Annotated in this window: 25 protein-coding genes and 4 pseudogenes; 5 read left to right on the forward strand and 24 right to left on the reverse strand. The window is 52.9% G+C overall.

The features are described from left to right. Position 1 precedes the first annotated feature (1 nt). The gene (yjfY, locus tag AC3G3F_RS02330; RefSeq protein WP_053507678.1) at positions 2 to 277 is read left to right on the forward strand and encodes a DUF1471 family protein YjfY; all 276 of its coding nucleotides are present in this window, start codon (positions 2 to 4) and stop codon (positions 275 to 277) included. Between the two features lie 129 nt (positions 278 to 406). On the opposite strand, the gene AC3G3F_RS02335 is transcribed toward yjfY, so the two are convergent. The 6 genes from AC3G3F_RS02335 to ulaA are packed head-to-tail and all read right to left on the reverse strand — an operon-like array spanning position 407 to position 4,818. Beyond that, a complete protein-coding gene (locus AC3G3F_RS02335) occupies positions 407 to 1,093 on the reverse strand; it encodes an L-ribulose-5-phosphate 4-epimerase (protein WP_053507679.1) in 687 nt (228 codons plus the stop codon). After that, complete coding sequence (ulaE, locus tag AC3G3F_RS02340; protein WP_053507680.1) at positions 1,093 to 1,947, reverse strand: L-ribulose-5-phosphate 3-epimerase UlaE; 855 nt, start codon at positions 1,945 to 1,947, stop codon at positions 1,093 to 1,095. Before ulaE ends, AC3G3F_RS02335 begins: the two co-directional genes overlap by 1 nt. Positions 1,948 to 1,956: 9 nt before the next feature. Next, on the reverse strand, positions 1,957 to 2,607 hold the full coding sequence (gene ulaD / locus AC3G3F_RS02345) for a 3-keto-L-gulonate-6-phosphate decarboxylase UlaD (RefSeq protein ID WP_000056750.1): 651 nt from the start codon (positions 2,605 to 2,607) through the stop codon (positions 1,957 to 1,959). 12 nt (positions 2,608 to 2,619) lie between these two features. Next, on the reverse strand, positions 2,620 to 3,087 hold the full coding sequence (gene ulaC / locus AC3G3F_RS02350) for a PTS ascorbate transporter subunit IIA (protein WP_023248664.1): 468 nt from the start codon (positions 3,085 to 3,087) through the stop codon (positions 2,620 to 2,622). A gap of 9 nt (positions 3,088 to 3,096) precedes the next feature. Next, on the reverse strand, positions 3,097 to 3,405 hold the full coding sequence (gene ulaB / locus AC3G3F_RS02355; RefSeq protein WP_023248665.1) for a PTS ascorbate transporter subunit IIB: 309 nt from the start codon (positions 3,403 to 3,405) through the stop codon (positions 3,097 to 3,099). A 12-nt stretch (positions 3,406 to 3,417) separates the two neighbouring features. Next, positions 3,418 to 4,818 (reverse strand): PTS ascorbate transporter subunit IIC, encoded by a 1,401-nt coding sequence (gene ulaA / locus AC3G3F_RS02360; protein ID WP_070801352.1) that lies wholly within the window; start codon positions 4,816 to 4,818, stop codon positions 3,418 to 3,420. Between the two features lie 363 nt (positions 4,819 to 5,181). Between ulaA and ulaG the strand changes: the two genes are divergently transcribed. Both ulaG and ulaR read left to right on the forward strand, forming a co-directional pair. Beyond that, positions 5,182 to 6,246, forward strand: coding sequence for an L-ascorbate 6-phosphate lactonase (ulaG, locus tag AC3G3F_RS02365; RefSeq protein ID WP_053507683.1), 1,065 nt, complete (start codon positions 5,182 to 5,184; stop codon positions 6,244 to 6,246). Positions 6,247 to 6,351: 105 nt separating this feature from the next. Continuing rightward, positions 6,352 to 7,107: an HTH-type transcriptional regulator UlaR gene (gene ulaR, locus AC3G3F_RS02370; RefSeq protein WP_053529621.1), complete on the forward strand. Its 756-nt coding sequence runs from the start codon at positions 6,352 to 6,354 to the stop codon at positions 7,105 to 7,107. Here the strand turns inward: ulaR and yjfP are convergent. Beyond that, positions 7,104 to 7,853 carry an esterase gene (gene yjfP, locus AC3G3F_RS02375; RefSeq protein ID WP_023248669.1) on the reverse strand — a complete coding sequence of 250 codons (750 nt, stop codon included), beginning with the start codon at positions 7,851 to 7,853 and terminating at the stop codon, positions 7,104 to 7,106. The two genes, ulaR and yjfP, sit on opposite strands and share 4 nt — an antisense overlap. 182 nt (positions 7,854 to 8,035) lie before the next feature. Here yjfP and bsmA point away from each other — a divergent pair, with 182 nt between their 5' ends. Continuing rightward, on the forward strand, positions 8,036 to 8,365 hold the full coding sequence (gene bsmA / locus AC3G3F_RS02380) for a biofilm peroxide resistance protein BsmA (protein ID WP_000236760.1): 330 nt from the start codon (positions 8,036 to 8,038) through the stop codon (positions 8,363 to 8,365). Positions 8,366 to 8,495: 130 nt separating this feature from the next. After that, entirely contained in the window at positions 8,496 to 8,771 is a 276-nt protein-coding gene (gene yjfN / locus AC3G3F_RS02385) for a DUF1471 family protease activator YjfN (RefSeq protein WP_001664967.1), read from the forward strand. A 207-nt stretch (positions 8,772 to 8,978) separates the two neighbouring features. Here yjfN and AC3G3F_RS02390 read toward each other — a convergent pair whose 3' ends face one another. The 17 genes and pseudogenes from AC3G3F_RS02390 to mutL form a co-directional block, all read right to left on the reverse strand. Then, positions 8,979 to 10,601, reverse strand: coding sequence for an isovaleryl-CoA dehydrogenase (locus tag AC3G3F_RS02390; RefSeq protein WP_053507686.1), 1,623 nt, complete (start codon positions 10,599 to 10,601; stop codon positions 8,979 to 8,981). 84 nt (positions 10,602 to 10,685) lie between these two features. Then, positions 10,686 to 11,051: pseudogene (locus AC3G3F_RS02395) on the reverse strand (glutathionylspermidine synthase family protein); the annotation flags it as partial. Then, a pseudogene (locus AC3G3F_RS02400) lies at positions 11,037 to 11,171 on the reverse strand (DUF1190 domain-containing protein); the annotation flags it as partial. The pseudogenes AC3G3F_RS02395 and AC3G3F_RS02400, both read right to left, overlap by 15 nt. A 35-nt stretch (positions 11,172 to 11,206) precedes the next feature. Then, positions 11,207 to 11,428 (reverse strand): annotated as a pseudogene (locus AC3G3F_RS02405) (DUF2491 family protein); the annotation flags it as partial. A 4-nt stretch (positions 11,429 to 11,432) separates the two neighbouring features. Further along, positions 11,433 to 11,832 (reverse strand): annotated as a pseudogene (locus tag AC3G3F_RS02410) (YjfI family protein). Positions 11,833 to 11,954: 122 nt separating this feature from the next. Beyond that, positions 11,955 to 12,686, reverse strand: a complete 732-nt coding sequence (gene rlmB, locus AC3G3F_RS02415; RefSeq protein WP_001293263.1) for a 23S rRNA (guanosine(2251)-2'-O)-methyltransferase RlmB — start codon at positions 12,684 to 12,686, stop codon at positions 11,955 to 11,957. A 63-nt stretch (positions 12,687 to 12,749) separates the two neighbouring features. Next, positions 12,750 to 15,194, reverse strand: a complete 2,445-nt coding sequence (rnr, locus tag AC3G3F_RS02420) for a ribonuclease R (RefSeq protein ID WP_070803985.1) — start codon at positions 15,192 to 15,194, stop codon at positions 12,750 to 12,752. A gap of 37 nt (positions 15,195 to 15,231) precedes the next feature. Next, on the reverse strand, positions 15,232 to 15,657 hold the full coding sequence (nsrR, locus tag AC3G3F_RS02425) for a nitric oxide-sensing transcriptional repressor NsrR (protein ID WP_001177632.1): 426 nt from the start codon (positions 15,655 to 15,657) through the stop codon (positions 15,232 to 15,234). A 172-nt stretch (positions 15,658 to 15,829) separates the two neighbouring features. Further along, positions 15,830 to 16,366 carry a GNAT family N-acetyltransferase gene (locus tag AC3G3F_RS02430; RefSeq protein WP_024149716.1) on the reverse strand — a complete coding sequence of 179 codons (537 nt, stop codon included), beginning with the start codon at positions 16,364 to 16,366 and terminating at the stop codon, positions 15,830 to 15,832. Between the two features lie 178 nt (positions 16,367 to 16,544). Next, entirely contained in the window at positions 16,545 to 17,843 is a 1,299-nt protein-coding gene (gene purA, locus AC3G3F_RS02435) for an adenylosuccinate synthase (protein ID WP_023248676.1), read from the reverse strand. A gap of 102 nt (positions 17,844 to 17,945) precedes the next feature. Beyond that, positions 17,946 to 18,143: a DUF2065 domain-containing protein gene (locus AC3G3F_RS02440; RefSeq protein ID WP_001089290.1), complete on the reverse strand. Its 198-nt coding sequence runs from the start codon at positions 18,141 to 18,143 to the stop codon at positions 17,946 to 17,948. 78 nt (positions 18,144 to 18,221) lie between these two features. Beyond that, on the reverse strand, positions 18,222 to 19,226 hold the full coding sequence (gene hflC, locus AC3G3F_RS02445) for a protease modulator HflC (RefSeq protein ID WP_001232419.1): 1,005 nt from the start codon (positions 19,224 to 19,226) through the stop codon (positions 18,222 to 18,224). 2 nt (positions 19,227 to 19,228) lie between these two features. Beyond that, a complete protein-coding gene (hflK, locus tag AC3G3F_RS02450; protein WP_000312502.1) occupies positions 19,229 to 20,488 on the reverse strand; it encodes an FtsH protease activity modulator HflK in 1,260 nt (419 codons plus the stop codon). Positions 20,489 to 20,704: 216 nt separating this feature from the next. Continuing rightward, positions 20,705 to 21,985, reverse strand: a complete 1,281-nt coding sequence (gene hflX, locus AC3G3F_RS02455) for a ribosome rescue GTPase HflX (RefSeq protein WP_000460339.1) — start codon at positions 21,983 to 21,985, stop codon at positions 20,705 to 20,707. A gap of 71 nt (positions 21,986 to 22,056) precedes the next feature. Continuing rightward, on the reverse strand, positions 22,057 to 22,365 hold the full coding sequence (gene hfq, locus AC3G3F_RS02460) for an RNA chaperone Hfq (RefSeq protein WP_001051879.1): 309 nt from the start codon (positions 22,363 to 22,365) through the stop codon (positions 22,057 to 22,059). A gap of 82 nt (positions 22,366 to 22,447) precedes the next feature. Continuing rightward, positions 22,448 to 23,398, reverse strand: a complete 951-nt coding sequence (miaA, locus tag AC3G3F_RS02465) for a tRNA (adenosine(37)-N6)-dimethylallyltransferase MiaA (RefSeq protein WP_023248677.1) — start codon at positions 23,396 to 23,398, stop codon at positions 22,448 to 22,450. Continuing rightward, entirely contained in the window at positions 23,391 to 25,247 is a 1,857-nt protein-coding gene (gene mutL, locus AC3G3F_RS02470; RefSeq protein WP_088734535.1) for a DNA mismatch repair endonuclease MutL, read from the reverse strand. Before mutL ends, miaA begins: the two co-directional genes overlap by 8 nt. Positions 25,248 to 25,249 lie beyond the last annotated feature (2 nt).

The raw sequence follows: 25,249 nt of genomic DNA on the forward strand, positions 1-25,249 counted from the left end.
CATGCGAGCCTGGATAATGCTATTTCTGGCTGCGCTCTTGCTTAGCATAACAGCAACAGCAGCTACCAGAATAAATAATCGCCTGGCCAAAAATATGGATGATGTGCACAGCTTAGGCGTGATCTACATCAACCATAACTTCGCCACGGAAAGTGAAGCCAATCTGGCGCTGAATGAAGAGGCTGAGGCACGAAACGCAATCTATTATCACGTCATACTTATCCGGGAACCGGGTAGCAACGGCAATATACACGCCAGCGCGGATATTTATCGCTAGCATCAGGAAAACCAACAAAAAAGCCATAGTTTGATTTGCCCCCTGAACAGGGGGCTTTTTTCTCTGAAAGATGGCTCCGGAATTAGACCTGTGACATCCCGATAATATTCACATTACGGAGCACACATTTCACTTTTGCCCGTAATACGCATCCGGGCCATGCTTACGCATGAAGTGCTTATTCATCAGATAATCGTCAATGGGGTTGAGGCCAGGGTTAATACCGCGGGCAATCCACGCCATTCGCGCAACTTCCTCCATGACTACTGCGTTATGTACCGCATCATGCGCATCTTTCCCCCAGGCGAACGGTCCGTGTTGATACACCACAATACCTGGCGAGTGCAGCGGTTCCACGTCACCCAGCGTTTCGATAATCACCTTGCCGGTGTTTAGCTCATATTCGCCCTGCACTTCCTCTTCGCTTAACGCCCGGGTACAAGGAATATCGCCAAAGAAGTAGTCAGCATGGGTCGTGCCCAGCGCTGGAATCGCCTTCCCTGCCTGCGCCCATGCCGTGGCATGGGTTGAATGGGTATGAACGACGCCGCCAAGCGATGGATAACGTTGATACAACGCCAGATGGGTAGCGGTATCGGAAGAAGGACGATAACGCCCCTCCACCACTTTGCCATCCATATTCACCACCACCATGTCATCTACTTTCATGGTTTCATAGGCGACACCGCTTGGCTTAATCGCCACCAGCCCGCGTTCGCGATCAATAGCGCTGACGTTGCCCCAGGTAAACGTCACCAGTCCGTAACGGGGCAAATCCATGTTAGCGTCAAATACCTGCTGCTTGAGTTTTTGCATTAAGCTGCCTCCACCAGGCCGGCGCTGGCCATGCGCGCTTTCACCCAGTCGCGCGCTTTCGCGACTTCAAGCGCCGGATCGTCTGCCGTTTCGCTCCACATCTCAATCAGGTATGGCCCGCAATACCCACTCTGCCTGAGCGTTGCAAAACAGCGTTCGAAATCGACAACGCCTTCGCCAAACGGCACATTCTTGAACACGCCGGGTTTAGTATCTTTGACGTGTACCGCGACGATATGGCCTATTCCGGCCTGCAGTTCCATCTGTACATCGTTATCCCATGCCGACAAATTGCCGATATCCGGATAAAGCTGGAACCAGGGGTTATTCAGATAATGAGCGTAACCCAATGCTTTACTGATGGAATTCATCAGCGGGTAATCCATGATCTCCATCGCCAGCGTGACCTGGGCGCGGCTGGCCATATCAACGCTCTCTTTTAATCCATCGCGGAAGCGACGGCGCGTTTCGTCATTGGCCTGCTGATAGTAAACGTCGTACCCCGCCAGTTGAATGACGCGAATCCCGACGTCCTGCGCAAACTGAATTGCTTTACGCATAATCTCCAGCCCCTGCGCCCGCACCGCGTCATCTTCGCTACCGAGCGGAAAACGACGATGCGCGCTCAGGCACATGGACGGTACGCGCACGCCGGTTTCAGCAACCGCATTTACCAGCGCCAGACGCTGCTCGCGACTCCAGTCGAGCCGCGCCAGCCGGGCGTCGGTCTCATCCACCGACATTTCGACGAAGTCAAAACCCAGCGTTTTCGCCAACCGCAGGCGCGCCAGCCAGCACTCCCCGGCAGGGAGCGCTTTTTCATAGATGCCGAGCGGAATTTGTTTCGACAGCATAGCCCCTCCTTAGCCCCACAACTGGGCAATGGAGCGTTTGAACTGACGTGCGGCTTCTACCGGCGATTCGGCATCGCGAATGCTACGGCCTGCGATAAAGACATGGATCGGAATGCCTTTGAACAGCGGCAGGTCTTCCAGCGCCAGGCCGCCGGTCACGGTCACTTTAAAGCCCATATCGGACAGACGTTTGATGGCGGTGATATCCGCCTCGCCCCACGCTACGCCCGCGGCCTGCGCATCGCGACTACGGTGATAAACTACCTGCCCAATACCCGCATCGCGCCACTGCTGCGCCTGTTCCCAGGTCCAGTAGCCGGTCAGTTCTATCTGCACGTCGCCGTTGAACTCTTTCGCCACATCCAGCGCGCCTTTCGCGGTATTGATATCGGCGCAGCAAATAACTGTCACCCAGTCCGCGTTGGCTTCGAAACACATACGGGAGAGAATTTTACCGGCATCGGCAATTTTAGCGTCCGCCAGCACTATTTTGTGTGGATAGAGCGCTTTCAGGTCGCGAACGGCACGTACGCCTTCGCCAACGCATAGAATGGTACCCACTTCGATAATGTCGACCTCTTCGGCAATCAGGCGGGTAGTTTCATAGGCGCTATCCATGGTCTGGTTGTCCAGCGCGACCTGCAACATCGGTAATGACATTTTGTTTCTCCCTTAAACAGCCGCCGCAGTGGCGTTATCGATTAAATCCAGCACATCCTGCTCGGTGCGGCAGGCGCGTAAACGGTCAAAATTGGCTTCATCTTCAAACAGATTGACGATCTGCATGATGCCCACTTCCTGATGGGTATTAGCGTCTACTGCCGCCATGGTGATCAAAATATCGACCGGGTCGTTATCTTCGTGGTTAAACGCCAGCGGCTTTTTCAGCGTCACCAGAGCAAAACCCGTGTTATTGACCCCTTCTTCCGGGCGGCCATGCGGCATCGCCAGGCCGGGGGCAATCACAAAATAGGGGCCAAACTGCTCAACACCATCGAGAATGGCCTGGTAATAGCGCGGCTCCACCACGTCGGCAGCCACCAGCAAATCGACGCCGATCTTGACAGCTTCTTGCCAGGTGTCGGCTTCCGCCTGTAAACAAATGGAATGGTTTTGCGCCAGCGAATCACGTAATTTCATGTTGCGTCCTTACTTCTTCACGTCCTGTGGAAAATGCGCGTTGATCACTTCCAGTAGTTTCGGACCAAAGTCTGCGGGCGATAGCATGTTGCGCACGCCAACCACATATTTGTTGCCCGTCACGCTGATTTCACCTGCAATATGTGTGGAAGCGATGATGATGTCCGCACCGTTCAGCTCACTTTTGTACTCTCCCACCGCGCAACTGTTTACCGTGTGGTCGATATTGGATTGGGTTAGAAACTGATCTACTTTCATTTTCATGATCATAGAACTGCCTTGTCCGTTGCCACATACAGCCAGAATACGTACGGTCATAATCCAAACTCCTTATTGAGCAGAAATCTCTGCCAGTTGTTTTTCTGCATCTTCTTCAGCACGCAGCGCGCGTCCTGCGAAGATCATATAAACCAGTGCAATAACAATGATGACAGCCATAAAGAGGATGCCGAGGGAGAAGAACCCCTGCATCATCGGCGGCGCCAGAATCGACCAATCCGCCATCCCCATCCAGGCGCTCATACCGGTGAGTTTTACTGCCCAGACGCAGCCAAAAATTTCAATCATGCCCATCACCAGACAAATCTTGAGCGCCGCGCGCCAGCCGCCAAAGTGGTTGGCAAAGACGCCGATGGTAGCGTTAGAGAAGAACATCGGAATGAAGCCGGGAATGATCAGAATGGAAGAGCCGCAACCTACCAGGATACCAACGGCTATCAGTTGTCCGATGGTGCCCCACATAAAGCCCCAGACCACGGCGTTAGGCGCGAAGCTGTAAATAGCGGCGCAGTCAATCGCCAGTACCGCGCCCGGAATCAGACGCTGGGAGATACCATTAAAGGCCTCAGAGAGCTCGGCAACGAACATACGCACGCCCTGAGTAATGATGAAAATCGCCACAGCGAACGAGAAGCCGGTTTGCAGGATATAGACCGTCCAGTGGGTTTTACCCGCCATCGCCTGTACGGTGTCGATACCAAAAGAGAGCAGGATCGCGCCAAAGAAAATGGTCATCACAATCGCCGTAGAGACGATGTTGTCGTGGAAGATATTCAGCCAGCCCGGCAGCTTGAGATCTTCAACGCTCTCCTCTTTTTTGCCCAGGTATGGCGCAACTTTGTAGGCAATCCAGGAAGCAAATTGCTGCTGGTGACCAATAGAAAAACCGCAGCCATCGGTCACTTCCTGGGTGGGCTTATACATCATGTTGGAGGTGATGCCCCAGTACAGGGAAACCAGTATCGCCGTGCAGATAATGGTGGTCCACATGGAATAGCCGAAGATATAGAAAGAGACCGCAATCAGCCCCGCCTGCTGAAACATGATGTGCCCGGTCAACATGATGGTGCGAATACCGGTAATGCGTCGCAACAAGACGTAACAAATGTTCAGCGCAAGCGCGAGTAACACCGCGTAGCCTACCCAACTATACGCATCGCCCATTCGGTCGATCGTTGCCATCATCGAAGCATAGGTATCGGAAATCGCGCCGTTGATACCGTAGACCTCGGACATCTTCGCCACCACAGGCTTAAAGGTGCTGGTCAGAATACCGGACCCGGCCTGTAGCAGCATGAAGCCAATGATGGTTTTGATCGTTCCTTTGATGATGACGCTGACGCTTTTGCGCAGCAGGATATAGCCCAGGCAGGTCACAATACCCAGTAATAGCGGGGCATTGGTCATTACCTGATTAAAGAAAACGGTAAAGATGTTGTAGAGAATCCCCATAACGATCTCCGGTAGACAAGGTTGCTGAGTCGCAGGCGCTCAGGATAGTGTCCCTTCACTGTAATTTTCAAAAGTAATCACAACAAGATTGAATTTGATTAAATGTGACGTAGCGCGCAAATAATTAGCACACTTAATACATGGTTTACTTACAGATAACCTATTTTTTAATTAAAATAAGTAAAATCATAAACATGAATATATCTACATGACGCTATATCGGATTAATTTTTTCATCTATCAGCGTTATCCTCTCCCAAAAAGCCAAAAAATAGCCCATTGCCTTCTTGAGAAAATAGTGTCAGGATTAATCAAAACAAATCACACTTTGAGCAATTTTGAACAAACATGAAGGTAAATGCGATGAGTAAAGTACAAAGCATCACGCGTGAATCATGGATTCTGAGCACGTTTCCGGAGTGGGGAAGCTGGCTGAATGAAGAGATTGAGCAAGAGCAGGTCGCGCCGGGCACGTTCGCCATGTGGTGGCTGGGCTGTACCGGCATCTGGCTAAAATCTGAAGGCGGCACTAACGTATGCGTCGATTTCTGGTGCGGTACTGGTAAACAAAGTCACGGTAATCCGCTGATGAAAACCGGCCATCAGATGCAGCGTATGGCTGGCGTCAAAAAATTACAGCCTAATCTGCGCACCACACCGTTTGTTCTCGATCCTTTCGCTATCCGTCAGATTGACGCCGTACTGGCGACCCATGACCATAACGATCACATTGATGTCAATGTGGCGGCTGCCGTAATGCAGAATTGCGCCGATGATGTTCCGTTTATCGGCCCGCAGACCTGCGTGGATTTATGGGTCGGATGGGGTGTCCCGAAAGAACGCTGCATCGTGGTAAAACCGGGCGATAGAGTGAAAGTGAAAGATATTGAAATTCATGCGCTTGATGCTTTTGACCGCACCGCATTAATCACGCTGCCCGCCGATCAGAAAGCCGCTGGCGTACTGCCGGACGGCATGGATGTACGCGCGGTTAACTATCTGTTTAAAACGCCGGGCGGCAATCTCTATCACAGCGGCGATTCTCACTATTCCAACTATTACGCGAAACACGGCAACGAGCATCAAATTGATGTCGCGCTCGGTTCCTATGGCGAAAACCCACGCGGTATTACGGATAAAATGACCAGTGCGGATATTCTACGCATGGCGGAATCGCTGAATACCAAAGTGGTGATCCCGTTCCACCACGATATCTGGTCGAACTTCCAGGCCGATCCGCAGGAGATCCGCGTGCTATGGGAAATGAAAAAAGATCGCCTGAAGTATGGTTTTAAACCGTTTATCTGGCAGGTTGGCGGCAAGTTTACCTGGCCGCTGGATAAAGACAATTTCGAATACCATTATCCACGTGGTTTTGACGATTGCTTTACGATTGAGCCAGATCTACCGTTCAAATCCTTCCTCTGAGCCGACATCATGCCGGGATTACCCGGCATTTTTTCCCATTTACTTTAGTATTTTCAGGCTATTTCAAATATCATCTTTTCAAATCAATTTATATCGGAATAGCTCATGACTGAAGCACAAAGACATCAAATACTGCTGGATATGCTGGCACAGTTTGGCTTTGTTACCGTCGAAAACGTGATTGAGCGTCTGGGGATCTCCCCGGCGACAGCGCGCCGTGACATTAACAAGCTCGACGAAAGCGGTAAACTTAAAAAAGTACGCAACGGCGCGGAAGCCATCACCCAACAGCGGCCCCGCTGGACGCCAATGAATCTGCACCAGGCGCAAAACCATGATGAAAAAGTACGCATCGCGAAAGCGGCGTCACAACTGGTGAATCCGGGTGAAAGCGTAGTGATTAACTGCGGCTCTACCGCCTTCCTGCTGGGGCGCGAAATGTGCGGGAAGCCGGTACAGATCATTACTAACTATCTGCCGCTGGCGAATTATTTGATCGATCAAGAGCATGAAAGCGTGATTATCATGGGCGGTCAGTACAACAAAAGCCAGTCGATTACCCTGAGCCCGCAGGGAAGTGAAAACAGTCTCTATGCTGGCCACTGGATGTTTACCAGCGGAAAGGGCTTAACCGCAGATGGCCTGTACAAAACCGATATGCTGACCGCCATGGCGGAACAAAAAATGCTCAGCGTCGTCGGGAAACTGGTCGCTCTGGTCGATAGCAGTAAAATTGGGGAGCGCGCGGGGATGTTATTCAGCCGCGCCGATCAAATCGATATGCTGATTACCGGCAAAAATGCCAATCCGGAGGTTTTGCAACAGCTTGAAGCCCAGGGCGTAAGCATACTGCGCGTTTAAAGATGCTGTCGGAAAAACGCTACCGTCGCCGACAACGCTTCTGGCGTAATGCGATGCCGCACGCCTGCGGCCCACAAACAGGTCACATGCTTATCCAGCTTCGCTCCGGCGAGTGCCTGCTGGAGCCGGAAGGTTTCAATAGCAGGCACCACGTCATCCTCCTGACCATGCCACAACAGAAGCGGCCTGTCGGCCAGTCGTTCCAGTTGGTGTGTGACTTCCCATTCCTGCAGCGGCGCAATGATATTGTCAAATTCCGCCTGTTGTGCCGGGTTCTGCGGGGACAACGGCGGGAAAAGCGTCCGGGCGAGCTCGGTAAAATAGCCCGACCCCATTAAACTGGCCCCGCATTTTACCTCACGGTGACGCGTCATAATGCCCAGCGCCGTCATACCGCCCATGGATGCGCCGCCTACCGCCAGACGCTCGTCAAGCAGCCAGTTTTCCGCCAGAATCGCCGCACGTAACGTCGTAAATTCCTGCATGTTTTGTTGCAGAATTTGCCAGAATCGCTGTATCCGTCCCTGTGAGTCGCCGCCGAAGCGAGCGCCATGTTCCGGCGCATCCGGCATGACCACCCGGAATCCGGCCTGCGCCAGGGCAACGGCAAAATAACTATAAACCAGGCTGGAGGAGGTGAAACCATGATAGAACACCACACAGGGAAGCGGCGCGTCGCGTTTCCCTTCCGGGAAGGCATGCAGTACGGCGCGCCCGTCTAATTGTCGTGTTTCAATCGCTATCATTATTCTCTCCTTTTTATCCGGTATGCCACGGAGAAATACTTAACGCAAGTTTATGGATAGCGCAATGATTCATAATGTTGAGAACTGGGTTACGCTTTCGCAACATTTTCATTCGAAAATCGCGTGACAGGTAACACTTCGGGAACATTCCCCCTAAAGGGAAATCAATAAGGCATTACACTATGGTTATCAGGAAACGAGATAGAGTTATGCGTCGGTTTGCTTCATTAATAGCAGCACTGTTATTAAGCGCGTGTAGCGTGCTGCAAGGTACGCCGCAACCTGCGCCGCCTGTCGCCGATCACCCGCAGGAAATCCGTCGCGATCAAACGCAAGGACTACAGCGGATGGGGACCGTAAGCGCGCTGGTTCGGGGTTCCCCGGATGATGCAATAGATGAAATCAGAGCGAAAGCCGCCGCTGCGAAAGCCGATTATTACGTTATCTTAATGGTTGATGAAACGGTTGTAACCGGACAGTGGTATTCACAAGCCATTTTGTATCGTCAATAACAGTAGATTGATTTTTAGTCAGTTTTACATTGCTTTGCGCCCCTATGCGTTTACCTGTGCACAATAAACAAACAGGTTTACCGTGATGGAGCGTCCTGTTAAATGCGGGGTATGTAATAAGGAGCTGACGATGAAACAAGAACTTGCCTTATCCTCACTGCTGCTTTCTGCCGGACTGGTGAGTACGACGGCACAGTCTGCCGAATTCGCCAGTGCTGACTGCGTAACGGGTCTGAATGAAATCGGCCTGATATCGGTCAGTAATGTTGCAGGAAACCCACAGGATGTAGAGCGGATTATCGCCCTGAAAGCCGATGAACAGGGCGCATCCTGGTACAGGATTATTCAAATGTATGAAGAACAACAGCCGGATAACTGGCGCGTACAGGCGATACTCTACGCCTGATTCCGCGTGGATAGCGACGCCAGCATCTTATCTGGCCTACACATTGACGCCCCCGAAGGCCCGGTAAGCGACAGCGCCACCGGGCAATTTTCCGGAGGGCGGCTAGGTCTTATCCGGCCTGAAGGATGGGCATGTACTGCAGGCCAGACACCAGGTATCATCAGGCACACCGTGTCCCATCCGGACCAGGTCGAAACCAGAAAAACGCTACCGCAATCCCCCCGTCGCCCTTAACAATAAATCATTTTGTACCTGTGCAGACAGCGGCATTTCGCCACGTGTATCCAGCATCATCTGACACCACGCCTGCGCCAGTGGCGGCGATGCATGACGAAGCATTTCCGCTCCGCATCCCAGCAAGAAAAGCGGCTGCGTAATCTCTCTGCCCATTGCTTCGTCCGGTTTGCGTAAACGTTGCTGTAGCTGACGTACCGCGCGGTCGTAATGGCGATCCTGACCTTTGACTTCTGCAAAAACTTCACCCAATACGTCATAGACACCGTGTTGTTTTGTCAGCACCCGAAGTACATCCAGACACATGATATTGCCGGAACCTTCCCAGATACTGTTCACCGGCATTTCACGGTACAGGCGCGGGAGTTCGCTCTCTTCGCAATACCCCATCCCGCCGAGAACCTCCATCGCCTCAGCCACAAAAGGGATTCCCTGCTTACAGATGGCGAATTTCGCCGCTGGCGTAAATAATCGCGCCCATAATGCCTCTTTCGCCTCGCGACGTTGCTCCCAGGCGCGCGCCAGCCGAAACAAAAGTGCCGTCTGCCCCTCCAGGCATAGCGCCATACGACTTAAGGTTTGTCGCATCAACGGTTGCTCGATCAGCGGCTTACCAAAAGCCTGACGCTGATGAGCATGGTAAATCGCGACTGAAAACGCGCGCCGCATTAAGCCATGACTCCCAAGCGCGCAGTCAAAACGCGTCATACCGCCCATCTTTAAGATATGCCGAATCCCTTCGCCCTCTTCTCCCAGCAGCCAGCCGACGGCATCATGAAACTCAACTTCGGCGCTGGCATTCGAGCGATTACCGAGTTTATCTTTCAGGCGTTCAAGACGAACAGAGTTCCGTTGCCCGTCAGGCAGGAAACGCGGCACAAAGAAACAGGATAGACCTCCTTTTGCCTGCGCCAGCACCAGGTGTGCATCGCTTTGCGGCACAGAGAAAAACCATTTATGCCCCACCAACCGATATGAACCATCCGCCAGCCGATCCGCGCGGGTCGTATTACTGAGCACGTCAGATCCGCCCTGCTTTTCCGTCATCCCCATACCGATGAGTAGACCCCGTTTTTGCCCGCCCGGTAATAAATGCGAATCGTAGCGATCGCTGCGCAGCGGCGCCAGCCAGTCATGGAAAGTGGCGGGAAGCATTTGCAATAGCAACGGTGTCGCGGCAAAAGTCATCGTGACAGGACAGAGTGTTCCCGCTTCTACCTGAGCATGTAATACAAAACGCGCGGCTCGGGCGACAAAGCTCCCCGCCCTGGCATCCTCCTCCCAGGCCAGATTATGTACCCGATTAGCGCAAAGTCCCTGCATCAACAGATGCCAGGCGGGATGAAAGCGAACGTCATCCAGACGTTGTCCCTGTGGATCGTAACGCAGCAACTCAGGAGGATACGCGTTCGCCAGACGACCCAGTTCCAGTGATTCCGCCGTTCCCAGTTGTTGACCAATGCTGGCGAGAAGGTCGCTGTCCCATCCCGCGCCTTCCCGGGAAACCGCTTCACACAGCGCGCCATCAGACAGGAATAAGTTACTGTTATTGAGCGGAGCAGGTTGATTAAAAACGGTATGTGTTTGCCAGGACATGGTGTCTCCCTCCTTCAATGGCGGTGAAGTCAAGTATGGTCATGACCGCGCCATTGACGCCGGAGGAAGATCACAAAAGTATGATTAATCGGCAATATAATGTGGAACGAAACGGGAAGTATCTTTGGTAATCAGCATATTATCCTCGCGAATCCCCATCCCGGAGGCTTCATCGTCAATGATCCAACTGCCAATCAGCGTATCGCTATCGCCAACGCGCGGCAAAGGCTGAAACGCCTGGTAAATCATCGGCTCATCGGCGTAGCCACTGTCGGCATAATCGATAACATTTTTCCGGTCATCGAAAATCGTGGCATTACCGCCTTCCCGCGAATAAATCGGCTTCCGTACACTGCTTTCGCCAGGCGCTGCGAGCGATTTTTCGCCCTCAAACCAGGCCGGCAGCAGATTCGGATGGTCAGGGAAGAAGCGCCACAATAGCGGCAGCATCAGGCATTTTGGCGTGTAGCGATTTCGTTTCCGCTCAAAAGGATTAACCGGTTCGGCTTTCCGTCTTATTGCCGAATAGCCTACGCCGGATGTGCTTCTGGATTTTCGTTTTCTTGCCATGATCTTCCGTTACCATGTCATACAGGCAGAGTTAAAAATACCGCCAGCCAGCGCCGTTCTTGCCAGTTGAGGGTTATCGGTCCCATTTCCGCTGGCGCAATGGCTGAACGCCAGTATCGTTCCTCGTTAATACCGAAATTTTCCTCGTACACAAAGAGTTTGATGTCATCAATGTCGTCAACATCCGTGCCGCCAGTCGTGTTAATTTGCAGAAACTCATCGCCAGAGGTGTAGTAGCGAAAAATCTGACTGCCGCCTGTATTATTCCTGTAAGTAGTCTTGTGTTATTTCAACGATATCCAACGCATTTTCTATAAGCGTGGTGATCTCCAGCGTCACGTCGTCAAGCGAAGAATTTAACGACAACGCACCAAAAGTGACATAATATTCTTCCTGTTTCACCCGAGTAATACCGACCGAAGACAGTGGTAAAACCTTCTGATTTCTAAGTAAGAAAACGTTAAACTCCGCGGTATTTCTAATAGTATTTGCCGGACATATATAAGTCTCGATAATTATTTGTTGCGAGGTAAATAAAACCGTCAGTGGTAAATCGCCATAATCATTCATTTTTATTATTAATGAATGATTTATTATATTCTATATCTAAATCGGCGATGTTGTTTAACGCATCCGCCAGCGTCCGTGGAGTCCATACCATATTCCTATCTCTTTATAACTAAAAGAAACTACAGGGTATGTTTTGCTTTTTATATTACCAGCCAAAGATTAAAAAAAACCATCCGATTATGGATGGTTTTTTCTGAAAAAATAATATCAGCATCAGGTTCGCTGGCGAACGGCTTCAAACAGACAAATCCCGGTCGCAACAGAGACATTCAGCGACGACACGCTACCGGCCATGGGAATGCTGATCAGCTCATCGCAGTGCTCACGGGTCAGACGACGCATACCTTCACCTTCTGCGCCCATGACCAGCGCCATGCGGCCAGGCATTTTGCTCTGATACAGCGTATGGTCAGCCTCGCCCGCCGTCCCGACAATCCAGATATTTTCTTCCTGCAACATGCGCATCGTGCGCGCCAGGTTGGTGACGCGGATCAACGGCACGCTTTCCGCTGCGCCGCAGGCGACTTTCTTCGCCGTCGCGTTGAGTTGCGCGGAGCGGTCTTTCGGCACAATTACCGCATGTACGCCTGCGGCATCGGCGCTGCGCAGACAGGCGCCAAGATTATGCGGATCGGTGACGCCATCAAGGATCAACAAAAAGGGGCGATCGTGTAATGCGATCAGATCCGGTAGATCGTTTTCCTGATATTGCCGGCCTGGTTTCACACGGGCGATAATGCCCTGGTGTACCGCGCCTTCACTTTTCTCATCCAGAAACTGGCGGTTTGCCAGCTGAATAACAACGCCCTGCGCTTCTAAAGCATGGATCAACGGCAACAGGCGTTTGTCTTCACGCCCTTTTAGGATAAAGACATCCTGAAAACGTTCAGGAGCACGCTCCAACAGGGCCTGCACCGCGTGGATGCCGTAAATCATTTCACTCATTGATGGTTCTCATTCATGACGTTTGCCGGGGGCGCTACGCTTACCCGGCTTATAAGGGGAAATTTACTCCGCGGATTGCTTTTTCGCGGCGCGTTTTGCTTTGGTAGCCGCGGCGATTTTGAGCGTTTTTGCCGACGGCTTTTTCGCTTTTTTATCGCCTTTTTTCTCCGCTTTCGGCTTTGCCTTACCTTTTTTCTCGCCGCGGAAGGCGCTATCAGGCTCGAAGTTAACTTTTTTACCTACCTGACGACGCTTACCGGCGTTTTTACTTTCGCCTTTTTTCGCTTTTTCACGCGCCGTTTTGCCGACGTTACGCGGCGCGCGCTCGCTGGAGATGAGGCTAAAGTCGATTTTACGCTCGTCCATATTCACCGCTTCGACGCGTACCTCGACCCGGTCGCCAAGGCGATACGTCTGTCCGCCAGACTCGCCAATCAGACGTTGCCCTACCTGATCGAAGCGATAGTAATCGTTATCCAGTGAGGAAACGTGTACCAGCCCATCGATAAACAGTTCGTCAAGGCGGACAAAGAAGCCGAAACCGGTGACGCTGGCAATCACGCCCTTAAAGACGTTGCCTACCTGATCCAGCATAAAGTCACATTTCAGCCAGTCGGAGACATCACGCGTCGCTTCATCAGCGCGGCGTTCCGCCATCGAACAGTGCTGACCGAGCTGCAACATCTCTTCCATCGAGTAGTGATAGCCACCCGTTTCTGTGGTGTTGCCCTTGTTCCCTTGCTCTTTCGCCAGCAGGTACTTAATGGCGCGGTGCAAAGAAAGATCCGGATAGCGGCGAATCGGCGAGGTAAAGTGCGCATAAGACTGCAATGCCAGGCCAAAGTGCCCGCGGTTTTCCGGATCGTAAATCGCCTGCTTCATTGAACGCAGCAGCATAGTTTGCAGCATTTCGGCGTCCGGCCTGTCGGCAATGGATTCAAGCAGTTCGGCATAATCGCGCGGTTCCGGTTTATTTCCGCCCGGAAGCTCCAGTCCCAGCTCCGCCAGTACAGAGCGGAATGAGGTAATCGCTTCGGTAGTGGGCTTATCATGAATACGGAATAGCGCCGGCTCTTTAGCTTTTTCGACAAAGCGCGCCGCCGAGATATTCGCCATGATCATGCACTCTTCGATAAGCTTATGCGCGTCATTACGCTGGGTCTGTTCGATACGCTCAATGCGACGCTCGGCGTTAAAGATAAACTTCGCCTCTTCGCTCTCAAATGAGATCCCCCCGCGCTCCTCACGCGCTTTATCCAGCACGTTGTAGAGGTTGTGCAGCTCTTCAATATGCTTCACCAACGGCGCATATTGTTCACGCAGTTCCTGGTCGCCCTGCAACATATGCCAGACTTTGGTATAGGTCAGACGCGCATGGGAGCTCATCACCGCTTCATAGAATTTGTAGCCGGTCAGCCGCCCCTTCGCCGAGATGGTCATTTCACAGACCATACACAGCCTGTCAACCTGCGGGTTCAGCGAGCACAGGCCGTTGGAGAGCACCTCCGGCAGCATTGGGACAACCTGTGATGGGAAGTAAACCGACGTGCCGCGATTGCGCGCCTCGCGATCCAGCGGCGTTGGCGGCCGTACATAATAGCTCACGTCAGCAATCGCGACCCACAAACGCCAGCCACCGCCGCGTTTTTTCTCACAGTAAACCGCGTCGTCGAAGTCACGGGCATCTTCGCCATCAATAGTGACCAGCGGTAAATCGCGCAGATCGACACGGCCTGCTTTCGCCTCTTCCGGCACCTCTTCTTTCAGCCCGGCGACCTGCTGCTCTACCGCCTGCGGCCAGATGTAGGGAATTTCATGGGTACGCAGCGCCATATCAACCGCCATACCAGTGCCCATATTGTCGCCCAGCACTTCGACGATTTTCCCTACCGCTTTGGTACGCCGGGTTGGACGTTGGGTCAGTTCAACCACTACCACGAACCCCATCCGCGCGCCCATGACGTCTTCTGGCGGGATAAGAATGTCGAAGCTCAGACGGCTGTCGTCAGGCACCACAAAACCCACGCCCGCATCAGTAAAATAACGCCCGACTATCTGGCTGGTTTTCGGTACCAGAACACGGACGATACGCGCCTCGCGACGCCCTTTACGATCGGCGCCCAGCGGCTGCGCCAGCACCTGGTCGCCATGAATACAGGTTTTCATCTGCTCGCTGGAAAGATACAGATCATCTTTGCGGCCTTCGACACGTAAGAAACCGTAACCGTCACGATGACCGATCACGGTGCCTTTCACCAAGTCGAGGCGTTCCGGCAGCGCATAGCACTGGCGACGGGTAAAGACCAGTTGTCCGTCGCGCTCCATCGCGCGCAGGCGGCGACGCAAGGCTTCAAGCTGCTCTTCGCCTTCAATATTCAGTTCTACGGCCAGTTCTTCGCGACTGGCCGGTTTTTCACGTTTCGTTAAATGTTCGAGGATAAATTCCCGGCTCGGGATAGGATTCGCGTATTTTTCTGCTTCGCGTTCCTGGAAAGGATCATGTGACATTGAGGTTCCTCCATTGTCATCTCTAATGAAGTTTACTTCACTCCACCAGTAATAATTTATAAAGCGGTTGATTCTCTTCAACCAAATCGGCAAGCGTGTAGTTATCCAGCTCCTTGAGAAAACTCTGCACGGCCTTAGAAAGCGCCTGTTTCAGACGACAGGCAGGGGTGATGTGGCAAAATTCGCTGCTACAGTTGACCAGTGATAAGGGTTCCAGCTCACGCACCACATCGCCAATACAAATAGTATTAGCCGGTTTACCCAGGCGGATACCGCCATTTTTTCCCCGAACGGCGGTGACAAAGCCCGCCCGGCTAAGCTGATTGATAATTTTGACCATATGATTACGGGACACGCCGTAGACTTCTGTCACCTCAGAAATGCTGGTCATTCGTCCATCTGGTAACGACGCCATATAGATTAGCGCACGTAAGCCGTAATCGGTGAAACTCGTTAACTGCACATCAACCTCTGGGAAAAACGGATAGGGATGCCTCTATGATTCAGGATATCAATGTTGCGCCAACACACCCAACACAGACACCAGCTCAATAAAGAGCATTATCGTTGATGATAAACCAGCCAGCGCTCAGGCCGCTAATTTATTTAAACGCAAGAGCAAAAAAGCGCGAATCTCAAGGCGAGCCGACTGATTTATCCCATAAACACGCAAGCTTTAAACACTCGGCGCCTTTGTATAAACATTCGTCGTAAATATGATAATCCACATGTTCAGCAACGCTGACCGAGCCAGGGTTATTTTTGGCAATCAGACAGACCGTTTTTGCTGGCGAGAATGTCTGCACAAACCACTGATGCGCGGCAACAGCCGCTTCCTTTGCAATTCCCCGCCCCTGCGCCGGGCGTGAAATAACCCAGGAAGCCTCAGCGCAACGCGCAAAGTTATCATCAAGGCCGCGATGAAAGTTAGCCAGCCCCGTTTCCCCAAGGAAAGCGCCGTCAGATTTCTGGAAAATGGCAAAGATGCCGTAACCGAATGCCGCCCAATGACCCACATTCCTTAATAGGCGATTCCATCCCTCTTCTGGTGTGAATCCAGGCGCATTATCCAGACGAAATATCTCAGGATCGGCATACATAGGATACCATATTGCAAAATCAGCGATGGTTTGTGGACGTAGAATTAATCTCTCAGTGGTAATGGTCAACATGCTTTCCCTCTCTGGCGCCTTGATGCCAACGTTTATCCTACCACGTAACCGGACATAGCTATACCCAACGAACTTCGCGTTGCTGGCGTCTAAAAACAGGGAAATGTCGCGGGCTTACGCGCGGCGCTAACGGCGGGAAGGATAACATAGGGCGTGGATAACCACGCCCTCAGGAAGATTACGCGTCGAACGGGTCGCGCAGAATCATCGTCTCAGTACGATCGGGGCCGGTAGAAATAATATCAATCGGTACGCCGGTCAGTTCTTCGATACGCTTGATATAGTTCAGCGCCGCCTGCGGCAGGCCGCTACGATCTTTCACGCCGAAGGTGGATTCAGACCAGCCCGGCATGGTTTCGTAAATCGGCTCGATGCCTTTCCAGTCGTCCGCCGCCAGCGGAGTAGTGGTCACTTCGCGACCGTCCGGCATACGATAAGCCACGCAGAGTTTCACCTCTTTCAGGCCATCCAGAACGTCCAGTTTGGTCAGGCAGAAGCCAGACAGGGAGTTCAACTGTACCGCACGACGAACGGCAACGGTGTCCAGCCAGCCGGTACGACGACGACGACCGGTAGTGGCGCCGTATTCGTTACCCTGCTTGCAGAGGAACTCGCCGGTTTCATCAAACAGCTCAGTCGGGAACGGACCTGCACCTACACGAGTGGAGTAAGCTTTGAGGATACCCAGAACGTAATCAACATAACGCGGGCCCAGGCCGGAACCGGTCGCCACGCCACCTGCAGTGGTGTTAGAAGAAGTTACGTACGGATAAGTACCGTGGTCGATATCCAGCAGGGTACCCTGCGCACCTTCAAACATGACGAAATCGCCACGCTGACGCGCCTGGTCGAGCAGGTCCGAAACGTCAACAACCATAGAAGTCAGGATGTCGGCAACAGCCATCGTATCATCCAGAACTTTCTGGTAATCAACCGCTTCAACTTTGTAGTAGTTAACCAACTGGAAGTTGTGATATTCCATCACTTCTTTCAGTTTTTCAGCGAAGGTTTCTTTGTCGAAAAGGTCACCAACACGCAGACCGCGACGTGCCACTTTATCTTCATAAGCAGGCCCGATTCCACGACCGGTGGTGCCGATCGCTTTCGCGCCACGCGCTTTCTCACGCGCGTTATCCAGCGCAACGTGATAATCAAGGATCAGCGGACAGGCTTCAGACAGCAGCAGACGCTCACGAACGGGGATGCCACGGTCTTCCAGTTCTTTCATCTCTTTCATCAGCGCGCTCGGAGACAGCACGACGCCGTTACCGATGATGCTGGTAACATTCTCACGAAGAATACCTGATGGAATAAGATGGAGGACGGTTTTTTCACCGTTGATTACGAGAGTATGGCCTGCGTTGTGACCGCCCTGATAGCGTACAACATATTTAGCCCGTTCAGTCAGAAGATCGACGATCTTTCCTTTACCTTCGTCACCCCATTGGGTGCCCAGTACGACGACGTTGTTACCCATTTTTCAAAATCACCGTTTGCTTAAAAATGGATTCTACCATCGCTTTTTCAGATATACAGCACTTTTTGCACTCAATCTGCGGCAAATCCGACCACTTTTTGCTCAGCCAATCGTTTTCCTCAACATGTAGTAGACTACAACTCCCGCAACCACAAGTCCGCCGCCAAAACGACGTAAAACATTTTCCGGCAGTTGCGCCAGTGCCGAAACCATTTTTTTCCATGCGCCGGGATATAGCATCGGTCCCAGCCCTTCGAGGACTAATACCAGAGCAAGCGCCAGCCAGATTGTTGAATTCATTTATCGCCCTTATAAAAGAAAACCACCGGCATCCTTTGGATGCGGTGGTTTTGCTGGTCTAAAACCGCTGACGCTATTTTAGCGTGTCGTCGAACTCGGTGTCTTCATGTAGCGGAAGAAATCGCTGTCCGGGCTCAGCACCATGACGTCCTGATTACCTTCGAAGCTATTCTCGTAAGCGCGCAGACTACGAATGAACGCGTAGAAGTCAGGGTCCTGGCTGAATGCGTCGGCAAACAGCTTCGCGGCTTCGGCATCGCCTTCACCACGCATGATACGCCCCTGACGCTCAGCTTCCGCCAGAGTTTTCGTCACTTCGTAGTCAGCCGCCGCACGCAGTTTTTCCGCTTCTTCCTGACCTTGTGAACGGTGACGACGCGCTACCGCTTCACGCTCGGCGCGCATACGGTTGTAAATCGCCTCAGAAACCTCGGTCGGCAGGTTGATCTGCTTAATACGCACATCGACCACTTCGATACCCAATGCCGCCATACTGTTCGGATTGATGACTGGTACCTTACCTTTGGTTTCCGCCGTGACGCGTTCCGCCGCTTCGGCAATGGCGTCATCCGCCGCCGGGGTCGCCACTTCATCGTCAGTACCGGCTGAACCGGAGTTCAGCGCGTCGCGCACTTCCAGAGTCAGACGACCACGAGAATCGGTCACGATGTCTTTTACGTCCAGGCGACCAATCTCAGAACGCAAGCGGTCCGAGAATTTACGTTTTAACAGCACTTCGGCTTGCGAAATATCGCCACCGCCGGTCGCCAGATAGTAACGGCTAAAGTCGCTGATACGCCATTTGATGTAGGAGTCGACAATCAGGTCTTTCTTCTCTTTGGTAACAAAGCGATCGGCCTGGTTATCCATCGTCTGGATACGCGCATCAAGCATTTTCACTGATTCAATAAACGGGATCTTAAAGTGCAGACCCGGCGCGTAAACCAACGGTTTGTTCTCATCGTCACGCAGAACTTTACCAAAACGCAGCGTAATGCCGCGCTCGCCCTCTTTGACCACAAAGACGGACATGTAGAGCACTACCAGCACGATGATGATAATCGCAATAACTGACTTACGCATCGTTATTCCCCCTGACGCTGGTAGTCGTTACGCTGCGCATTCGCGCGGCGTTGGTCCATAATATCGCCCTGATTTGAGGACGACGTGTTGCTTGCTCCGCTGGCGTTAGACTTTGTGGACGGCGGCAGGCGCAGCAGGTTGCTGGCGCTATTGTCGCTCTTTGCCGCCGGCGCATTCCCGCCTTTTAGCATCTGATCTAACGGCAGCACCATTAAATTACCGCTCTTGTCGTTAACCAGTACTTTACGGGTATGGCTCAGCACTTTTTCCATCGTTTCAATATACAGACGCTCGCGCGTAATCTGTGGCGCGGCTTTATATTCCGGCAAAATCTTCGCAAACCGGGCAACTTCACCCTGCGCTTCCAGGATAGTCTGGGTTTTATACGCGCGTGCTTCTTCAAGAATACGCTGCGCCTGACCGTTGGCGCGCGGCTGAACTTCGTTGGTATACGCTTCCGCTTCACGAATGTACTGCTGCTCGTTTTCACGTGCGGCAATCGCGTCGTCAAAGGCGGCTTTCACCTCTTCCGGCGGCCGCGCAGCCTGGAAGTTCACGTCCAGCAGGGTAATCCCCATGTTGTACGGCTTGATGGTTTCTTCCAGTTCGCGTTGGGTATCGCTACGAATAACGGTACGACCTTCGGTCAGGATGCGATCCATCGTGTATTTACCAATGACGCCGCGCAGCGCGCTGTCGGTGGCCTGACGCAGGCTATCGTCCGGGTTGGTCACGCTAAACAGATATTTCTGCGGATCGGTGACGCGGTATTGCACGTTCATTTCAACACGCACGACGTTTTCATCAGACGTCAGCATCACGCCTGACGCCGCCAGTTCGCGCACCGCTTCGACGTTCACCGGCGTGACGTCGTCAATAAATGTCGGCTTCCAGTTCAGGCCTGGCTCTACCAGATGGCTGAATTTACCAAAACGCGTCACAACGCCGCGCTCGGCTTCTTTAATGGTATAGAAGCCGCTGGCTGCCCAGATAATGACTATTGCCGCCGCGGCAATGGCGACGATACGACCGCCCAGTTGCGGACGCGGGCCTTGCGATGAGCTACCGCCGCCGGAACCGGTGCCTTTACCGCCCCCAAAACCACCGAGTTTTTTACTCAGCTTACGGAAGATATCATCCAGATCGGGAGGTCCCTGATCGCGGCCACCTTTGTTTCCATTTCCCCCAGAGTTGCTGCCAGGTTTGCTGCTTCCCCACGGGTCGCGGTCCTGTCCGTTATTACCGGGCTGATTCCACGCCATGTTTGTGCTCCATATTTGTTATGCGGTGATCCCCGTTGTCTTTCGACTCCAGAGGATAAGGCGAAATTACTCCATGCTTCAGACGAGCCGCCGTTACAGGCGTCATCTCTCAGGCCGCTCCTTGAGTGGCTGCTACTTTCACCCCAGTCACTTTACAGTTGTAAACTCCTGAGATTCTCTCAGCTACCGCTTCAATGCGACCTGAATGACTCCGCTCTAGATCACGTATTCGATCAACGCCGGTTCTTGTTTACAGAGGCGACGCCAGTCGACAATCGGCATTCGTACCTGCAGACTGACGCTACCGTCTTCCTCCATCCACTCTTTTTCTATTGCCTGAAGCTGATAAAACCGGCTTCTCAGACGCCCTTCCTGCGGCGGCAAACGCAGCGTGTGCTGCGCCACCTCGCCGGAAAGACGCTCCGTCAAAGCCTGAAAAAGCTGTGGTATTCCCACGCCGGTTTGCGCTGAAAGCCAAACACGGATGGGTTTATTCTCTTCATCTCTGTCGATACGCGGTTCAAAGTCGTCCAGCATATCGATTTTGTTCATCACCATTAAGGTGGGGATTTCGTGAGCGTCAATCTCTTCAAGAACGGTATTTACCGCCTCGATGTTTTCCTGCACACGAACATCCGCCGCATCGACCACATGCAGCAGCAGCGTCGCCTGACGCGTCTCCTGCAGGGTAGCTTTAAAGGCAGCCACCAGATCGTGCGGTAAATGGCGGATAAAACCTACCGTATCCGCCAGCACGGTTTCACCGACATCCGCCACATCAATACGACGTAACGTGGGGTCCAGCGTCGCGAATAGCTGATCTGCCGCGTAGACCCGCGCTTCAGTGATCTGATTAAAAAGGGTGGATTTTCCGGCGTTGGTATAGCCCACCAGCGATACCGTCGGAACGTCGGCCTTGATACGCGACTGTCGCCCCTGCTCACGTTGCTTCTCAACTTTCTCCAGGCGCGACTGAATCTGCACAATGCGATTACGCAGTAAACGACGGTCGGTTTCGAGCTGGGTTTCACCCGGACCGCGCAAACCAATCCCGCCTTTCTGACGTTCAAGGTGGGTCCAGCCACGCACCAGACGCGTAGCCAGATGGCGCAACTGCGCCAGCTCAACCTGCAGCTTACCTTCATGGGTTCGCGCACGTTGGGCAAAAATATCTAAGATAAGACCGGTGCGATCGATAACCCGGCACTCGCACAAACGTTCCAGGTTTCGCTCCTGGGCTGGACTCAATGCATGATCAAACAATACGACCGCTGCGCCAGTCGCTTTCACGGCTTCCGCAATTTCAACTGCCTTACCTTCACCTACAAAGTACTTCGGGTGCGGTGCTTTACGGCTACCGGTAATCACCTGCATTGCTTCGACACCGGCGGAAGAGACCAGAGATTCAAACTCCTGGAGGTCTTCCATATCTTTGTCTTGCGAAAAATAGATGTGTACCAGTACCGCCTGCTCACCGGCATCATAACGGTCAAACAAGCGTAAACCCTCTTAATAACCAGCGGGGGCGATTATCCGACGCCCCCGACATGGATAAACAGCGCGTGAACTTATTCAGTCTCTTCGCTGTCCTGTTGCGCAGTAGAACCCTGCGCGTTGCTACCGTGATGGTAGTTATTGCTGGTGCCGCCACCGGCATTGTTGCTGTGATGGGAAACCGGGCGAGACGGGACAACAGTAGAAATCGCGTGCTTATAAACCATCTGGCTGACCGTGTTTTTCAACAGGATCACGAACTGATCAAAGGACTCGATTTGACCTTGCAGCTTAATACCATTCACCAAATAAATAGAAACTGGAACACGTTCCCGACGCAATGCGTTCAGGAACGGATCTTGTAAAGATTGCCCCTTAGCCATTCTCTTTTCCTTATATGCTTATTTGTACTTTGAACCTTTCGATTCTGAAAAATTGCGCACGATACGTCTCAATTGTACACATTCAGTCTGCGATAGCACCAACAACCTGTAATACTTCTTTTCGCGCTCGATCGGGATTTTCACTGTCAAGCCAGCGCACCCCTTCCCAACCGCGCAACCAGGTCATCTGGCGCTTCGCCAACTGTCTCGTGGCGCAAACACCTCTATAAACCATTTCATCATATGAAATTTCGCCCTCAATGTATGACCACATCTGGCGGTATCCCACACAACGGATGGAAGGCAAGTCCGTATGCAAATCTCCTCGGGCAAAAAGCGCCCGGACTTCTGCTTCAAAACCTGAAGCCAACATCTGATGAAAACGCTGCTCAATGCGCTGATGGAGCAGTTCACGGCTCGCCGGGGCGATAGCGAACTGATGCACCTGATACGGTAGCGCGTCTCCTGACGTTTGCGTTAGCTCCGTTAAAGTTTTACCCGAAATGAAAAAAACTTCCAGTGCCCGGGAAAGTCTTTGCGGATCATTTGGATGAATTCGCGCGGCGGCAACCGGATCTATCTCCTGAAGTTGCTGGTGCAACGCTTCCCATCCAAGCTCCGCAGCTTGCTGCTCTATCCGGGATCTGACTTCCGGATCTGCTGAAGGCAACGGCGATAACCCTTCAAGCAATGCCTTAAAATACAGCATGGTACCGCCTACTAACAGCGGGATACGCCCCGCGGAGGTGATCTCCGCCATTTGCGCTAACGCATCACGGCGAAAATCTGCCGCCGAATACGCCTGCGACGGGTCGCGTATATCCAGCAGTCGATGCGGCGCCGCTTTCAGCTCATCGGCATTCGGCTTGGCCGTACCAATATCCATTCCCCGATAAATGAGGGCGGAATCAACGCTTATCAACTCTACTGGCAAAACTTTACGCAGTTCTATCGCCAGTGCCGTTTTGCCGGAGGCCGTCGGCCCCATCAAAAATATCGCCTTAGGCAGGCTCGCCTTACTTACATCATTCATGCTTCAGGGCGTTCATCGCCGAATGTAAATCAACAGGTTGTAACAGACCACCCGGCGGCGCTTTTACCAGTTGCGGACATAGCCGCTCAACATCCGCCAGCAGCGATATGGCCTGCGCCATCGACCACTGCGGATGTTCGCTCTGCACATTACGCGCTATCCACTGTGCAATATTGACCGTTGCAAATGTAGTTTGTTGCGCCAGGTAGCCTATCAGTTCAGGAATCAAGATTTGTAAATTTTGTTGTCGTAAGGGTAAAGGCACTGCACGAATGGTCACATGCTGCGCATCTGACTGAAATTCAATGCCCAATTCTCCCAGCAAAGGTTGGGCTTTTTGCAGCGCGGCTTTTTCATCGGCGCTCACTTTTAAACGCAGCGGAATCAGCAGCGGCTGCGCGCAAACCGGATTTTGACCCGGCGTAAGCTGCGCCTGACGCAGCCAACGCTCCGCAACCGACAGCGACAAGAGCTGGATATTCCCCACATGTTCCAGTAACGCGCAGTCACCGCCGACTATCGTCAGTACGCGGCCAAAACTCTGGCTATGTCCGTCAAGCGCAGGCGCAACCGGTTCCGGCGTTGGGCTCGTCGCAGGCGTCTGTAAAAGCGCGCGATAAACCTCGCCCTGCTGCTTCTGATAGCCCGGCTGCGCGTGAGGCCAGCCGCCAGCGGACTGACGCCCGCCGCTACCGCCCGATGCGCCGCCAGAATAACGCGGTGTAGCCGGCTCGCGCGCCGCAGCCGACACGGCGGGTTCAGCAAAATGGTTACGTCCGGCGGCGATACGGTTTTCCGGGACATGCCGCGGCGCTGGCGCAATGTCCTCCAGCGGCAGCGTCGTTTCCGTCTGCTGTTGCAGAACGCTCAGCACCCCTTGATAGATGAAGTCGTGCACCAGTCGGGATTGATGAAAGCGCACTTCGTGCTTGGCGGGATGAACATTGACATCCACCTGATGCGGGTCAATCTCCAGATACAGCACAAACGCAGGCTGTTGGTCCGCGCCCAATTTGTCTTCACAGGCCTGGCGAATAGCATGGTTGATCAAACGATCGCGCATCATGCGGCCATTCACATAGCAGTACTGGATCTCCGTTAACGCCGTGGTGCTATGATTCGGATCGGCGACCCAGCCGCGCAGAGTCAGATCGCCATGCTGCCACTCGATCGCCAATGCCTGTTCGAGAAACGGCGTGCCGCAGATGGCGCCTAACCGGCGCTCTTTTTGCCCATCCTTTGTAACAGCGCGATACTGCCGTACCAATTTGCCGTTGTGCGACAGGTTAAGAGTGACGTCAAAACGAACCAATGCAATACGACGGATGATCTCATCGATATGATTAAATTCCGTTTTTTCGGTACGCATGAATTTGCGCCGGGCGGGCGTATTATAAAAGAGATCCAGAACTTCCAGGGTGGTGCCGACCGGGTGCGCGGCGGGTTTTACCGTCACGTCCATGTCGCGCCCTTCCGCATACGCCTGCCAGGCTTCCGCCTGCTCCGCCGTGCGCGACGTTAGCGTCAGACGCGAGACCGAACTGATACTCGCCAACGCTTCGCCGCGAAATCCCAGACTCATAATCGCTTCCAGATCGTCAAGCGAGGCGATTTTACTGGTGGCATGTCGGGCCAGCGCCAGCGCCAGCTCCTCTTTTTTAATGCCGCAGCCATTGTCACGAATACGAATAAGCTTCGCGCCGCCACGCTCGATGTCGATATCAACGCGGGTGGCGCCGGCATCCAGACTATTCTCTACCAGCTCTTTAACAACCGACGCAGGGCGTTCCACCACTTCGCCAGCGGCGATTTGGTTCGCAAGCTGCGGCGGCAGAACCTGAATCGGCATGA

The organism is Salmonella sp. FC25216, assembly GCF_057751355.1.

Bases quoted from the DNA above. Each gene is read 5' to 3' on its own strand.
- ulaA (WP_070801352.1), bottom strand. From the start codon at position 4,818: ATGGGGATTCTCTACAACATCTTTACCGTTTTCTTTAATCAGGTAATG.
- hfq (WP_001051879.1), bottom strand. From the start codon at position 22,365: ATGGCTAAGGGGCAATCTTTACAAGATCCGTTCCTGAACGCATTGCGT.
- ulaD (WP_000056750.1), bottom strand. From the start codon at position 2,607: ATGTCATTACCGATGTTGCAGGTCGCGCTGGACAACCAGACCATGGAT.
- AC3G3F_RS02440 (WP_001089290.1), bottom strand. From the start codon at position 18,143: ATGAATTCAACAATCTGGCTGGCGCTTGCTCTGGTATTAGTCCTCGAA.
- AC3G3F_RS02335 (WP_053507679.1), bottom strand. From the start codon at position 1,093: ATGCAAAAACTCAAGCAGCAGGTATTTGACGCTAACATGGATTTGCCC.
- bsmA (WP_000236760.1), top strand. From the start codon at position 8,036: ATGGTTATCAGGAAACGAGATAGAGTTATGCGTCGGTTTGCTTCATTA.
- miaA (WP_023248677.1), bottom strand. From the start codon at position 23,398: ATGAATGATGTAAGTAAGGCGAGCCTGCCTAAGGCGATATTTTTGATG.
- yjfP (WP_023248669.1), bottom strand. From the start codon at position 7,853: ATGATAGCGATTGAAACACGACAATTAGACGGGCGCGCCGTACTGCAT.
- ulaG (WP_053507683.1), top strand. From the start codon at position 5,182: ATGAGTAAAGTACAAAGCATCACGCGTGAATCATGGATTCTGAGCACG.
- yjfY (WP_053507678.1), top strand. From the start codon at position 2: ATGCGAGCCTGGATAATGCTATTTCTGGCTGCGCTCTTGCTTAGCATA.
- rnr (WP_070803985.1), bottom strand. From the start codon at position 15,194: ATGTCACATGATCCTTTCCAGGAACGCGAAGCAGAAAAATACGCGAAT.
- AC3G3F_RS02390 (WP_053507686.1), bottom strand. From the start codon at position 10,601: ATGTCCTGGCAAACACATACCGTTTTTAATCAACCTGCTCCGCTCAAT.
- AC3G3F_RS02430 (WP_024149716.1), bottom strand. From the start codon at position 16,366: ATGTTGACCATTACCACTGAGAGATTAATTCTACGTCCACAAACCATC.
- ulaB (WP_023248665.1), bottom strand. From the start codon at position 3,405: ATGACCGTACGTATTCTGGCTGTATGTGGCAACGGACAAGGCAGTTCT.
- rlmB (WP_001293263.1), bottom strand. From the start codon at position 12,686: ATGAGTGAAATGATTTACGGCATCCACGCGGTGCAGGCCCTGTTGGAG.
- hflK (WP_000312502.1), bottom strand. From the start codon at position 20,488: ATGGCGTGGAATCAGCCCGGTAATAACGGACAGGACCGCGACCCGTGG.
- ulaE (WP_053507680.1), bottom strand. From the start codon at position 1,947: ATGCTGTCGAAACAAATTCCGCTCGGCATCTATGAAAAAGCGCTCCCT.
- purA (WP_023248676.1), bottom strand. From the start codon at position 17,843: ATGGGTAACAACGTCGTCGTACTGGGCACCCAATGGGGTGACGAAGGT.
- hflC (WP_001232419.1), bottom strand. From the start codon at position 19,226: ATGCGTAAGTCAGTTATTGCGATTATCATCATCGTGCTGGTAGTGCTC.
- ulaR (WP_053529621.1), top strand. From the start codon at position 6,352: ATGACTGAAGCACAAAGACATCAAATACTGCTGGATATGCTGGCACAG.
- yjfN (WP_001664967.1), top strand. From the start codon at position 8,496: ATGAAACAAGAACTTGCCTTATCCTCACTGCTGCTTTCTGCCGGACTG.
- ulaC (WP_023248664.1), bottom strand. From the start codon at position 3,087: ATGAAATTACGTGATTCGCTGGCGCAAAACCATTCCATTTGTTTACAG.
- mutL (WP_088734535.1), bottom strand. From the start codon at position 25,247: ATGCCGATTCAGGTTCTGCCGCCGCAGCTTGCGAACCAAATCGCCGCT.